The sequence below is a fragment of the Falsihalocynthiibacter sp. S25ZX9 genome, from assembly GCF_041205405.1.
Lineage (GTDB): Bacteria > Pseudomonadota > Alphaproteobacteria > Rhodobacterales > Rhodobacteraceae > Falsihalocynthiibacter > Falsihalocynthiibacter arcticus.
On record NZ_JBGFCD010000004.1, the window covers coordinates 244,288 to 257,896 of the forward strand.

Annotated in this window: 7 protein-coding genes and 1 pseudogene; 6 read left to right on the forward strand and 2 right to left on the reverse strand. The window is 52.7% G+C overall.

The genetic code is table 11. The features are described from left to right. Positions 1-558: 558 nt before the first annotated feature. A pseudogene (locus tag AB9F29_RS07055) lies at positions 559-762 on the forward strand (IS3 family transposase); the annotation flags it as partial. 218 nt (positions 763-980) lie between these two features. Here AB9F29_RS07055 and AB9F29_RS07060 read toward each other — a convergent pair. Then, entirely contained in the window at positions 981-1,583 is a 603-nt protein-coding gene (locus tag AB9F29_RS07060) for a TetR family transcriptional regulator (RefSeq protein ID WP_369755084.1), read from the reverse strand. A gap of 206 nt (positions 1,584-1,789) precedes the next feature. On the opposite strand from AB9F29_RS07060, the gene AB9F29_RS07065 reads away from it, so the two are divergent. From AB9F29_RS07065 to AB9F29_RS07075, 3 genes are all read left to right on the forward strand, one after another. Continuing rightward, entirely contained in the window at positions 1,790-3,538 is a 1,749-nt protein-coding gene (locus AB9F29_RS07065; protein ID WP_369755085.1) for a CocE/NonD family hydrolase, read from the forward strand. 366 nt (positions 3,539-3,904) lie between these two features. Beyond that, positions 3,905-4,492, forward strand: a complete 588-nt coding sequence (locus AB9F29_RS07070; RefSeq protein ID WP_369755086.1) for a hypothetical protein — start codon at positions 3,905-3,907, stop codon at positions 4,490-4,492. Between the two features lie 722 nt (positions 4,493-5,214). Beyond that, entirely contained in the window at positions 5,215-5,811 is a 597-nt protein-coding gene (locus AB9F29_RS07075) for a hypothetical protein (protein ID WP_369755087.1), read from the forward strand. A gap of 11 nt (positions 5,812-5,822) precedes the next feature. On the opposite strand, the gene AB9F29_RS07080 is transcribed toward AB9F29_RS07075, so the two are convergent. Next, a complete protein-coding gene (locus AB9F29_RS07080; protein ID WP_369755088.1) occupies positions 5,823-9,260 on the reverse strand; it encodes a glycosyltransferase in 3,438 nt (1,145 codons plus the stop codon). A 237-nt stretch (positions 9,261-9,497) separates the two neighbouring features. Between AB9F29_RS07080 and AB9F29_RS07085 the strand changes: the two genes are divergently transcribed. Both AB9F29_RS07085 and AB9F29_RS07090 read left to right on the forward strand, forming a co-directional pair. Then, a complete protein-coding gene (locus AB9F29_RS07085) occupies positions 9,498-12,059 on the forward strand; it encodes a DUF3131 domain-containing protein (protein WP_369755089.1) in 2,562 nt (853 codons plus the stop codon). 554 nt (positions 12,060-12,613) lie between these two features. Next, positions 12,614-13,390, forward strand: coding sequence for a VOC family protein (locus AB9F29_RS07090; RefSeq protein WP_369755090.1), 777 nt, complete (start codon positions 12,614-12,616; stop codon positions 13,388-13,390). Positions 13,391-13,609: the final 219 nt, after the last annotated feature.

Consider the following 13,609-nt stretch of genomic DNA (forward strand, 5'->3'; position numbering starts at 1 on the left):
TGAAAGGCCGCAAGGCGATGGCGGCAAAAGCGATAATATTTACCTGCCTGACAGGATCACGAGCGAGCGATGTCCTAGGCTTGCGTTGGGAGGAAGTCAACTTTGAAGAGCCTTTGGACCTGCCCCGCAGAACGGATGAAGACTGACGAAGCACACCGCGTGCCGTTGACAGATGAAATTCTGGCGATCATCGAGCCATTGAAGGTGTCACTGTGCATGGGGTCCGGTCTACATTTAGGGATTGGGCCTCTGAGGTGGCGAACGTGCCGCGCGAAGTTGCTGAAATGAGCTTGTCGCATCGCGTTGGCTCGGATGTAGAGAGGGCTTACGCGCGATCAGACTTGCTGGATAAGCGACGGATACTCATGGAGCGTTGGTCTCGTCATGCATCAGAGTTCAGCGATACAGTCGATTCGACGCGGAATTCTAACGCTGCAGGCAAAAACTAAATGTGAAAAACTCTGCTATCACGGGGGGCTCCGAAGCCTATCATCCCCAGACACAGGACAAGACCCCCTCTCATCGCCGCAAGCTGCGACCGCCGGGCTAGTGGGGTGATGGCGTCAAGCCCGGAAGAACCGCATCCTGCTAGAAAACCACTTCCTGCCCGGCGATCTCGAAGCGCTAATCGACGCCTTCGTCGATCAATATAATCACCAGCGTTACCCTTTGACCGGCAGGGCATGCTTGCATCACCGAAAAAGGATCAAACGAAAGATGCTCGAAGCGCGCCCCTTGCATCACAGACAACGCGCCGCATAATGAAACCAACCTGATGAGCCAAACTCTCTCTTTGTTTACGCCGCCCTTGGACCCAAAAACCCCGACCACGTACACCTCTAACAAATGCGGGGATCAACGCCGCACACTATCAGCCTAAGCCGAATCCTTGGGCCTGTTTTGACCTATCAGAGGTCATCTGAGCGTCACCATGCATTGCTCAATCGTTTAACGAGAGCCATATACAAATGACCGCAATGTCACTGGCCTTCAAGAATGCTCTGAATTGACGGACCAATCATGGTTGCAATCTCATTGCGCGACAGGCTCTTCACCAAGGGGATGCCGATCATATCACGGGTCAGCACCAGACCCATCAACATCGAGATCACGACCCCTACACGTCTCGCACTTTCTTGTCCGTCGCCGAATTTTGGGCCAATAACGGACAAAAGTCGGACCTGAACGAACTCTCGAAGTTGTTCGGCGGCAAAGTCGTTCGACGTCGCCCCTCGCAGCGTGGCCATCAGCGCCTCGGTGTCGGAGCTCTCCTCCCACAAGCTTAGAAAGGTTTGGGTCAGGCTTTCCCCCAAACGTTCCTTGGGTCCGTCGAATGCGGCAGCGATGCGATCTTGAACCTCGTATGACAGGGCAAGACTGGCCGCAAATAGCCCGTCTTTCGATTTGTAAAACTGCATTACCAGCGCGGGATCGACGCCTGCATCGGCCGCAACCTTTCGGATAGAAGTCGCGCTAAAACCGTCCTGAGCGAATCGGGTTTGTGCTGCCTGAAGCACGTCATTTCGGGTTGTGTTTGGTCCGGACCTGCGACCAAGGCGTGAAGTATCTTGAGGCTTTTTCATATCAATTACCGTCTGTTAGATCGAAATATCAACAACCGTTGATTTCCTGTGGTGAATTCATTATACCTACAAACGTTGATATAACGCAGATCCAGCTCACGCTCCACCCCGTAACGACGGAAAGCGTGACTCCCAAAACCGGCCGGGCTCCAACAGATGACCAAAAGTGGTTCATCGGCGATCGGCCACATGGAAAGGTTAAAGCCATGAAAGATATTACATTCGCACAGCTGCCCGCTCTGCCAGATAACGCAACCCGCCAAGGGCTATTCAGTGGCTTTGCCGCAGGCTCGGTGACTTTACCCAAGGGTTTTCGCGTCAGCGATAAGTTCGCTCCCCTGCCCGTCGATATCATTTTGGATAAAGACGTAGCTGTGACCCTGCGCGACGGCACCACAATCTACACTGACGTGCTGCGGCCTGTATCTGATGAAAAAGTGCCCGTCATTGTTGCGTGGAGCCCTTACGGCAAAAGCTGTGGCAACGCCCCTCAATACGACGATCTATTCAGCCTTTTGGGCATGGACCCCAGTATTCTGTCAGGTTTGCAGAAATTTGAGGGGCCAGATCCCGCATACTGGTGCGCCAAAGGCTATGCTGTCTGCCAGCCTGATCCGCGCGGCACTTATAATTCTGAGGGCGATGCCCGTTGGTGGAACCGCCGTGAAGGTGAAGATTTCCACGATTTGGTAGAATGGTGCGGGACGCAAGAGTGGAGCAACGGCAAGGTCGGTGCTTCGGGCAATTCATACCTCACGGTTTCGCAATGGTTCATGGCCGCAGAACGCCCTGCGCATCTAGCCGCCATCGCCCCTTGGGAAGGCATGAGCGACATCTACCGCGATCTCATACTGCGCGGCGGTATCCCCGACTATGGGTTCTCTAAAACCCTGCGCAATGCCTACATTGGCAAAAACCAGCGTGAAGACCTGATCCTTGACGCAGACGCCCATCCGCTGCGCGATGAATTGTGGGAACAGCGTGCCCCCGACTTTAGCAAGATCGACGTCCCCGCTTATGTGGTGGCAAGCTACTCCAACTCGATCCACACCCCCGGCACGTTCCGCGGATGGCGTGACATGGGATCAACGCAGAAATGGCTGCGCATCCACGCCACTATGGAATGGCCCGACTACTATATCGAGGAACATCAGGCAGACTTGCTGCGGTTCTTTGACCGTTTCCTCAAGGATGTCGACAACGGCTGGGAGGACACCCCAACAGTGCGATACACGTTGCACGATCTGGAAGGCGCTGACCGTACCAACCTGCCCGCAACACAATTCCCACCCGAGCAGGCGGTCGCCACGCAATATTTCCAAGATGCAAGCACAAGCACATTGGGAACCGAGGCACCCTCTGCTGCAACAGCAAGTTACGACGCGACCACCAAAGATGGGTGCGTGGAATTTGCAATGACCGTAGAGAAAGACACCGCCTTCATTGGCTACCCGCGTCTACGTCTTTTCGCGCAAGCAGATGGGTCTAACGACATGGACATCTTTGTACTTTTGCAAAAGCTCGACGCCGATGGGCGCTTGATGGAACAGATCACAATCCCGAACAAAAGCCCACAGATGCAACAGATGACCCGTGAGGGGGCCTCGATCCTGAGTTACAAGGGGTCAAACGGGCGGTTACGGGCCTCAATGCGGCAACTCGATACGGACAAAACCACCGACGACGTGCCGGTCCACAGTTTCGACCGTGTCGAAAAACTGGCCAGCGGAGAGATCGTAGCGCTTGATTTTGACCTCTTTCCAACGGGTCTGCTGCTTTATGCAGGACAGCAGTTGCGGCTGATCGTGGGTGGCTACAACACCTTGGGCGGCGCGATGCCAGGCACCGAGAACCTCGTGCCTGACAACCACGGGCGGCACGTGATCCACACGGGCGGGGACCATGCTTCGTTCCTGCGGATCGGCACGATGCCTTTTGCCGCCGATCCTGAGTAAATACGCACAAGAAGCCGTGCGCGTCATTGCCGCGCACGGTCAAAACACGCAGTATTGGACTTGTGGCATACACCGATGCCACGCCTGACCAATATTGGCCGCAATCACACCCTTTTTAAACTGTGACTGACAGCCTTCCACCCCCCCCTTATTAGTAACCATAATCAAAAACCGATCGGGCTTTTGCAGCCACGAAATCCGACGCCTGCCACGCGCAAGATGTTGGCTCGAAGGAGGCACTGTAGAAGGGACGACGGCTCTACGAACAAAGATAAAAACTTGTTTTGTAATGACAAGACGCGCATGTTGTTCGGAGTGCTCTACCCCCGCACACACCTAGAGGGCTTTTTTTAACAGGAGTGGACAATGCTAAGCGGATATTTGAACAAAGGCACCAAGTTGATGGGACTAGCTGAGTTGGTAAATTCCGGTCGCCCCGGGTTTGATGGATGCTTCAGAGTTGTGCCAGTCGGCGGGTCCATGGTGATCGAATTCTTCGACGCCTCGCAGCGTAAGGATAAGGGGAAGATGAAAGCTGTACGGATTCTTCCGTATCGCTCGGGCATGATAAACCAAGTGGCCCTTGGCGGGCAGGAAGTAATCAGCGGTGAGTTTACAGGTTGCGTCATGACCCTCTTTAAGAAGGGTGGCGCCCTAACGGCAGGGCACGTAGACACCAATAAAGATACTTCGCAGCGGGCAGCCTATGGTGATTTGCTCGCGGCCAATGGAAATAATGCGGTCGCGGAGTATGACACAACTGGTAAGTTGACTGCATATCCCGGCGTCGATGGATCGACCTTGCTGTTTTGCGTGGCGACAAGTAGCGCTATCAATCACTATTTTGTTTCCAAAAGCAGTATTGGGGTGTCAAAGAACATTGCGGCGAACCCAATAATGGGAACGGACGGCGGCTGGCAAATCCGAAACGAGGCAATTTATACTATTCTCTAATTACTGGAAGCCTTGGCCCGAAGGCGACCCAGCGGTTTTTGAGCCCTTACTTCTGGCAGATTTTGACGCCGATGTTTTGCTTGGGGGAGACGGCTCCGCCATCAAAATTTGCATAATACTGGTGGTCGGTACGGGGCGAATGCAAACTGTCTCTCCAAGGACCATGACACAGCCCTTAATCTTGCACTGATTTCGAGCGGCTCAAGGAAAGCCGTGTCGCAGCCCACTTTAAAATGCCCCCTTTGCACTCGGCTGCTCTCCCACACCCGCTTCATTACCCAGCTCCACATTTGCAGCGAGATTAATGGCGTCAGAGACGCTATATTGAATGCGGCAAAAAATGAAATAGACGCGATTCGCCGCATCCATAAGCCATAATACCACCGGAACCGCCTCGAACTGGCAATGTCTAACCGGCCCGATGACTGTCCCAGAAAAGGGATGATATCGCCTAAACAGCCTAAATTTGGCATGAATCGGCCTAAATAGGTCTTATCTGGTGCAATTTTTGGCAAAAACATGCCAAATCTAATACGCAATGGCTTAACTTCTAGACATAGTAATAGTTTCTATTATCTACAGTACCACTAAATATAGTCTCTACGGATGCCGCTAGCTTTTGCCATTCCGTTGTCACAAAAATGCCTGAAAGACAAAATATAATTAAATATTAACTAACTTAATGCTGGTATGAGACTGGGACCAGAATGAGGATTTGGCTAATGTCGAAACAGATACTGAAAAAAATTGTCGCTTTAAGTGGTCTGTCTCTTCTCATCGGCAGCTCTGCGATTGGCGAGCAGGTTACCCGAGCGAACACTTCGTATGCCTCGTTGAGTGAACTTGCAAATGGCCAGGAAAAAAGCTTCAACGCCTATTTGACCGGCTACAGTTATTGGGACAACACCCCGCCCGGCTCTGCTGCGATCGCAAGACCGGTCATTCATAAACGAGCTGGAGGCACAGGGTCCTACAATGATCCGATCACGATTGCTGTCGGTCACTCAATTGTAGGCGGCAAACAAACTCTCGATTTCCCTTCAGGTACGCGTTTCTATATTGGGTCCATTCAGAAATACGCCATCGTTGAGGATGTTTGTGGTGACGGGCCCACGCCTCAGGGTGGTCCCTGCCACACGGGTCGTAACGGTTTGCCGTGGCTCGACATCTATGTTGGTGGTCGCAGGGCGGGTCCGGAAATTGCAGATGAATGCATGCGACGGATTACTGCGGTTCACACATTTATCATCAATCCGCGCTCCGGATACCCTGTGATTGCCGGAGAACTTTCAAACAACTGTCAAATCCTATCCAGCTGATTTGACCGCGCTCAGGTCCATTGGCTCAACTTAACCGTGCCCATCCGCTTGAGGGTTCCCCATTTCGCGAGTCGCCCAGTTAGGGCGCGCAAAACGGATCGATACACGGTGAAATAAAGCATCTGGCGGTAGAAAATCCGTTGGAACGGGATGACCCAAAGTTGCGAATAGGTTTCCGAACCGTCGTTCCGCCGATCCAAGCGTACAGCCGTAACGGCCAAAATAATATCCATTAATGGCAGTAAGATATATCCCGCGAGCAATATGTATGAGGCGTTAGGATCTAGCGGTGGTCGGCCTGCTAGAAACTCCTTGATGGCCACGCCGACAGTGGTGATGAGGACCAAATCAGCGATGGGCGCAAAGAGGGCGAATAACACGCCAAATATCTGGAGATCCGTTAACGACACAAGACAAATGGTACGCTTTTCAGTATAACAGGCACGGTGTTTCCACGCCATTTGCATCATACCTAAAGTCCACCGAAGGCGCTGTTTGAGAAAAGGCACAAGGGTAGCAGGCGCCTCTGTGACTGAAATCGCATCCTCGACAAAGCGCACACTGTATCCACATCTCTGGATTGACACGGTTAGATCAGCGTCCTCTGCGAGGGTGTCGCCTGAATAGCCCCCTGCCTCCTTGACCGCTGCGACACGCCAAGCCCCAATCGCGCCTGGCACAACAAGCATCCCGTTGATTTTGTCGAATGCGCGGCGCTCGAGATTCTGGGCAGTTATATATTCTACTGCTTGGAGACGCGTCAGAAGATTGAGCCGATTTCCGACTTTCACGTTCCCCGCGACCGCGCCCACTTTTGGGTCACTGAAGGGAGCCACGAGCTTTCTGATTGCATCCTTGCGCAGAACCGTGTCGGCATCAATCGCCACCACTATGTCGGTCGATACGTACCTGTAGGCCGCGTTGAGGGCCCGCCATTTCCCTCCATTTTTCTGTCTGTGAACCTTAACACGACGGTCCTTTTTGAACGCGGAACGGACAACGTTCCCCGTGCCGTCCTTCGAACCATCGTCAATTACCAAAACCTGAAGGTTGCTGTAATCCGAGGCAAGGATCGTCTTTATGGATGCTTCAATGACCGTCGCCTCATTATAGGCTGCGACAACGACCGTCACCAAAGGTTCGTATGCGGGATCCCTCGGACCGATGGGTCGTCGAGTTAGCGCCAGAAACAAAATTGTGAGGGAGCGCAAAATGCCAAGCACGACAGTTAGCCAAAAAATCGTAATGAATGCCGATTTGGCCATTGTCAAAAAATTGAACGACATGCCATGCAACTGGGCCTCGAAACTGTCATCTAGCGGCATAAGATCGGAAACTTTTAGCCCCAAAATTTCCGTTGCCGAGACAAACTCATAGCCCTCCGCCCGCATCTCATCAATCATTGGCCCCAACGCGTTGACCGTTGCGCTTCGATCTCCCCCCGCATCGTGTAACATAACCACTCGATTTCCCCTGTGGGCCCCCTCGCGGACATGTTCACGGATGTCTTCGGCTGAATTATTCGTCCAATCATATGTAACCACGTCGCTACTCATCTCAATGTAGCCGAGCGATGTTGCAACACGGATCGGTTGTACGAATTCCGCCGTATCTGGCCCTTGGCTTTTGCCAAAGGGCGTCCGATATAGCGCCATACGATGCCCTGTGAGGCCAGCAACAATGCGTTGCACGCTGTTGAGTTCAAGCCTGACCCGACTTGGTGAAACCTCCTCAAGCTTAGGATGGAAAAAGGAGTGGGACCCCACGATATGCCCTTCCCGCACGATCCGCTTGAGGACTTTTGGAGCAAGCGCGATGTTCTGTCCAACGACGAAGAATGTGGCCTTAACCCCTTTATCTTTCAGAACATCGAGCACTTTCGCGGTGAAAACCGGATCGGGCCCATCATCGAAAGTCAACGTGATCTGGTTTCCGCTGGGTTCTCCAAAGCGTTCAATGAGGATTGGCATAGGCAGGACGGCGTAGTCTTGTGCGTGGATAAGGCCATCCCCCTGATCGCCTGCAAAACTGCGGCGCCCCAAGACGGCTTCGGAGGACAGATGGTAAAACGATCCTTTGCCAAAATAGCGAACGCCGTCCGCAACGGAAACGGTTGCAAGCCGATCCTTCAGAGTAGCAAAGGATTCACTCTGTAGGGCCAAGACATCCCAGACACCGGGATCCTCGCGCCCAATGGTCCAAACCGCGACACCCGCTAGACCATATCCGTCAAGCGCGCGAAGTTGGTTGTGGAAAGAGGCGGCGTCGAGAAACCAGCTGACGTGGCGGCGTTTCTCGCGGTCAACACGGATAGCTTGGCTATTGAGGTCGGTATCAAAATAAAGCACCTGCCCCTCATCCAACACTGTCTGGCTGATTATGGAGGTATAGTCTGACCTGACCGGTTCGACCTGCCCACTTTCCCAATCATATCCCCCAGTTCCCAAAGCAAAAACAAGCTTGTCCGAAGGCACACGCTCCGCAACGAAGTCAGCCGATTCTACAAACCATTGCTGTGGTGCTATTGGTGCCGGAAAGGAGCCTGCGAAAGGTTCGCGTATCATTGTGATGACAACCCTGTCAGACGCGGCAACAAGGGTGGTATCCATCCAAAATTCGTTATCGAAATCCATGACCGAACAGGTTTTTAGATTAAGCCCCGCGAAACCTACCTTGAGCCGCTGTAGTATATCCGCCGAATAGCCGACCGTCTCGGAGGGAAAGCCGCTCGTATCAAGACAGATACCGTCGAGGTCATTGGCCACTGCAATATTGATTACCTCATCCACAAGGGACTGGCGCAACTTGGCCGTGCCAACCAGCGCTTCCACATCTTCGATGCTGCTAAATTCGGGCAGGGATATACTTGGCATTAACGCAAAATCATCCCGATTAGAGTTTATCAGCTTCTGAATGCGGTCGCCATATTCAAACTTCGTCCCTAGATTCAAGACGGGACGCTCTAACCCTGATATTTCGTACCAAGCCGGTACAAGTACGTCAATCTGCGCGCAATGTACCTCAAGCGAGGTATAGGACCAGATCGGCTCAATCGGCAAAAATGCGAAGATATCGCGTGAACCTTGTGTGAGCGCGTCGCGCCGCCCCCGCTGGCCATTGCAATTCGACAAGGCGTTTTTGCCGAGTGGTGGGGGGGATTCTGTGAAGTTTTCATCCAGCCCCTGAACGCTGAGGGTAAGGGCTTTGGCTGTTACCTTAAACAGAGGTTCCGAGAGGGGGGCGGCAAAAGGTGCAAAATCAAAATCAACATTCTCCACTTTGGCGATTTGAAGTCCCAAAGCGACACCCCAAAGGAGAAACGTAGAAATAAGAGTAACTGCAAACAGGGCCACCCTGCGCGACCGAATACGCGCAGGATCTGAAAATACAGGTAGTCGCTCAAGTGGGCCCTTTTTCTTCGAGCCAGAACTCTTGAAATGCGCAGTCACTCTTCCCACCCCCCAAGTATTAATCCCCGTAAAACACCGCCTAGAAATTGAAATATTTTTGCAATTGCCAAGCTTCACCCTGAATATAAAGTAAAACAAATTGGCACCTTGCAATTGACGCAAATCACTGCAAACAACTTAAGACATTAGTATTTTTAAAATAAAATGGCCTTTTTTATCGCCGAAATGGTGCACAGTGTTGTTATTCTGGAATAATTAGAGGGTGTTCAAAGAACGATGAAAATTAGTCGCCGCAATCTAATGCTGCAGCTTGGAATTCAGCTTCCCGCTATGGTTGCGCTGCCTTCTATTTCTCGTGCCGAATCACCCTACAAATCGTTTCAACTCATTCTTACGGGCATTACCTCCACCACCCCCCCCGATAGCCTCCTCGCTCTCCTTGAGCCATTCGTGAGCGCAAATATCCCTGTCAGTTGCATTGTGTCGCCAGAAATTGCCACTGGCACACTTCTTCCTGATAGCAGTTTGGCCGGCTATCTTCGCCGTTTCATAGCCGACTATCCGGCTCAAATTGAGATCGTCCTCAAGGCGCCAACGCTGTCCGAGCGACCATATTATTTTCAATCACGAATGGCGACCCAAGCGCGGCGTGCTCTTGAGGACGGGCTTGTGACCGCACAGTCGGACCATCAACTTACTCGTTCTGTGCTGACTGTGGCAAACTTCGGGACGTCGGGGAGGTATCAACCTGGTGGCGTACGAGCTGCTGGATTTCGGACGGTTCTCAGCTTGCCCGAATCCGGGATCGAACCTGCAGACAGCCGCTGGGACCAGAGTGTCCTGCACATTTTTGGCGGGATGCACTTCGGGCTAAACGAGTCCTTCGATTCAATCAAAAATGCGCTGACCGCGAGCATTCAAGACGACACGCGATCTTTACTCGCTCTCTCTCTCGAAGGTCTCACGCCGGAAAATAGTGGCCTCGCCGCCCAGCGAATGACCAAGATTGCATCCCTAATATCCGAATTTTCCTTGGCGCGGCAGATTGTCCCGACAACCCCAACTGACTACCATGTCCGCGCGTCTCCTGACCCCGAAACTGTAATTGGCCTACGGCTGGATGTCACAGGCAAGCCGGACGAACCCGGCAGCGAAGCCGCGCTTGAGCTTGCTGAGTGGCTTCGCGCCCATAATTTTCATTTCACCGTGGCAGGCGAGCATGCTCAATCTTGGCAAGAGGATGGCGGAGATGTTTGTCCGCTCGCAGGCCAAAGTAGCGACGAGAGCCTCGGAAACTGTCGCATGCTTGGCGACGAGTCTGACCAAAAGAACACGCCTAGAGTGCCGCCACGGATTGCGATGGTTCCCTTTCCTGAGGTCGACTTGATCGCTGGTGTCGATCATCAGGCAAGCCTCCACCCGCCAAGGTTACATTTTATCGACGAAACGAATTCGTCGTCACAGGCCGCTTCAAAAATCGGGATCCTCGAAGATACCGTCCTCGTCCTTGACCAGAAATCCTATAGGAATGCCGCGCAACGGCAACGGACGATAGCCATCATCAATAGACTAAAGCACCATTCGGGGTATTGGATAACCGATGTAGCGACATTGGCGGATCAAATCCAGCCTGCCGACTCGCTCAGTTCGGTCTATCATCAAACCCAAGAGATAATGCACAGTGAACAATTGGCCTTTGCCCAAAGCGAGCAGTTGGATCGCGACTTACTCCTTCGCGATGCGAAACTCGCTTGGCGTTATTTCAAGAGGTTCACAAACGCAGAAACTGGCCTGATTTCTTCAACGACCTATCTTGTTGATGACGTAAATACGTTCTTCGATTATGCCACGATGTGGGATATCGGAAGCCAACTCCTCGGCATGATCGCAGCCGTGAAACTTGACCTGATGAGCCTGACTGAGCTCAATAGTTGGGCCGAGCGTATAATCGAAGGGCTGCCTGCGGTAACGATTCAGGGATTGCAGCTTCCGGGCTCTTTCGTTCAGGTGGCCTACGAAGAAGAGCCCACGCCGTCGTTCAATACTTGCGATACTGGGCGCCTTCTCAATGCTTTTCACCAACTCAGAACCTTTTCGCCCGCATTGAACGATCTCATTGAACAAAAAGTCGCCAGCTGGTCCCTCAAAGAGACCATCCACGACGGCCGGATGCACGATGTTTCGGAACTGCTCACCTATGATCGCTTCATCTCGCATTGCACCAATTACGCAGCAAGAGGATACGCCGCTTTTGGCATCTCCGCCCAAAGCCCCTACGCGCCATTAGACGGGCGAACCGACGCGGATGCGGTGATCGAGTTGCTTTTCAGCGCGTCTAAAATCGGAAGCATTGGTGCTGAACCCTTGCTCCTAGAAGGTGTCGAGTTGGGCTTCACGCCAGAGACCCAATACCTTGCCGACACGTTGTTTTCCGCGCAACTTGAAGACAATCAAACCACCGGCACGATGCGTTGCGTTTCCGAAAGCCCCATAGATATGGCCCCATGGTTTACATATCAGGGCTATAGAATCGACGACTTCGCAGATCCGTGGAAGGTTCAGGTTATTTCTGATGACGACCAATACACGCAACCCGATTTTTTACGTTCGATCGAAGTTGTGAGCGTCAAGGCAGCGTATCTCTGGGCGGCCACTCACCCTCACGAATATTCCCATGCTTTGGTCGATTACGTCCGCTCCCGCGCCCGCATTGAAAATTTCGGTTTTTCTCCCGGAATATACATGAAAAACGGCCTTCCGATGGCGGGATATTCCGACCTGAATACCAACGGGATTATCCTCGAGGCTATTGCGCATATTTTGAAAAAAGAGGTTTGAGAGCAGGCGAGAAAACTGGACGCAATTTGGTTCAACTAAGCCGTAACATAAGCACCTTTCCGCCCTGCCCTCCAAAACCCCTCTTGGCCCAAATGCTCTCGATTATTTTTCGGACTTGGTACAGACCGCGAAAGTGAATTTGATACTCATTTAGGAAGGACGCAAAATGTGGCCCCCTATTCCCTCCCTCATTTGTGCGGGTTTCCTGGCCACTTCCGAGACCTGAGCAGAACAAAATTGCAGATGCGAAATCCACCGAGTTCGAGGCCGGCGTGCAGGACGAATGGTTCACAACGCATCAGACATTGGTGATCGATTTTGGTTTTGTTGACCAACTCACCAAACCTACGGTATTCTATCTCTACGGTAAGGTCCGCCAAATTGAGTCCTGAACGCGGCGATTCCCGCCCATGCTTATTAAGCCACGCGGACCACTAACTTTTTCGAGACCAAGGCGGATACCATTTGCAAAACAGTACGCGTCATTAAAGCGGCCCGTCGCCGCACAATCGAACAACTCTGCAAACGTTCACTAGTACAAAGGAGACAGACCAATGACCAATCGTGAAGGCACCCCTATCTGGTATGAACTGAAGACGCAGGACCCCAACGCGGCGCAGTCATTTTACGAAAGCGTCATGGATTGGACGTTCGAAAAGATGCCGGGCGGACAAGAGATGGACTACCGTGTCGCCTCTGCCAAGAAGGAAACCGTTGCCGGGGTGATGCGAACTCCTGCCCCCGCGCAGGGCATGCCGAATATGTGGTTTATGTATATCGGGGTCGAAGATGTCGATGCCTCGGCAGTCAAGGTAAAGTCGCTTGGCGGGGGTATCAATATCGAACCAACCGATATTCCCGGCGTTGGGCGTTTTGCCTTTTGTACCGATCCACAGGGTGCGCATTTCTATCTGATGCGTGGCACCAGCGACGAAGATAGTGCCGCCTTCACGCCGATGGAGCCTGGCCATTTCTGCTGGAACGAACTGGTCACCTCCGACCAAAAGGCCGCGCTCGATTTCTACAGCAAACTGTTTGGCTGGGAAAATGGCGGCGCGATGCCGATGGGGCCTACGGGGAACTACACCTTCATAATGCATGATGGCGCAATGATCGGTGGCGTCATGGACGCGCCAGAAAAAAGCACCCAGCCGTTCTGGAATTTCGCGATACAAGTTACCGACATCGACGCAACCAAAGAGGCGGTGGAGAAAGCGGGCGGCACCGTTCGAATGGGGCCTAATGAGTTACCAGACGACAGTGGTTGGCTGATTCAGATTGACGATCCGCAGGGCGCGAAGATCATGTTTGTCGGTGAGCGCAAAGGTTGAGCGTTATGAGTGACTCCAAAAACAATCACGATCTTGTCCTTGAACTGACCCTTGATGCACCCCGCGAAAATATCTGGCGTTGCTGGACGGAAGTGGACCTGTCGCGCTTTAGTGCCGCCCCAAGTGCTCGTTTAAGCCACTTTCCGTTCGAAAGCGACGGGACTTTTCCATCCCAGTGCTGAATGGCGCCGTCGCGGATTGTAGAACCCATTGATGTAT

Coding starts and splice junctions, on each gene's coding strand:
- AB9F29_RS07070 (WP_369755086.1), top strand. CDS start 3,905: ATGCTAAGCGGATATTTGAACAAAGGCACCAAGTTGATGGGACTAGCT.
- AB9F29_RS07075 (WP_369755087.1), top strand. CDS start 5,215: ATGTCGAAACAGATACTGAAAAAAATTGTCGCTTTAAGTGGTCTGTCT.
- AB9F29_RS07090 (WP_369755090.1), top strand. CDS start 12,614: ATGACCAATCGTGAAGGCACCCCTATCTGGTATGAACTGAAGACGCAG.
- AB9F29_RS07060 (WP_369755084.1), bottom strand. CDS start 1,583: ATGAAAAAGCCTCAAGATACTTCACGCCTTGGTCGCAGGTCCGGACCA.
- AB9F29_RS07065 (WP_369755085.1), top strand. CDS start 1,790: ATGAAAGATATTACATTCGCACAGCTGCCCGCTCTGCCAGATAACGCA.
- AB9F29_RS07085 (WP_369755089.1), top strand. CDS start 9,498: ATGAAAATTAGTCGCCGCAATCTAATGCTGCAGCTTGGAATTCAGCTT.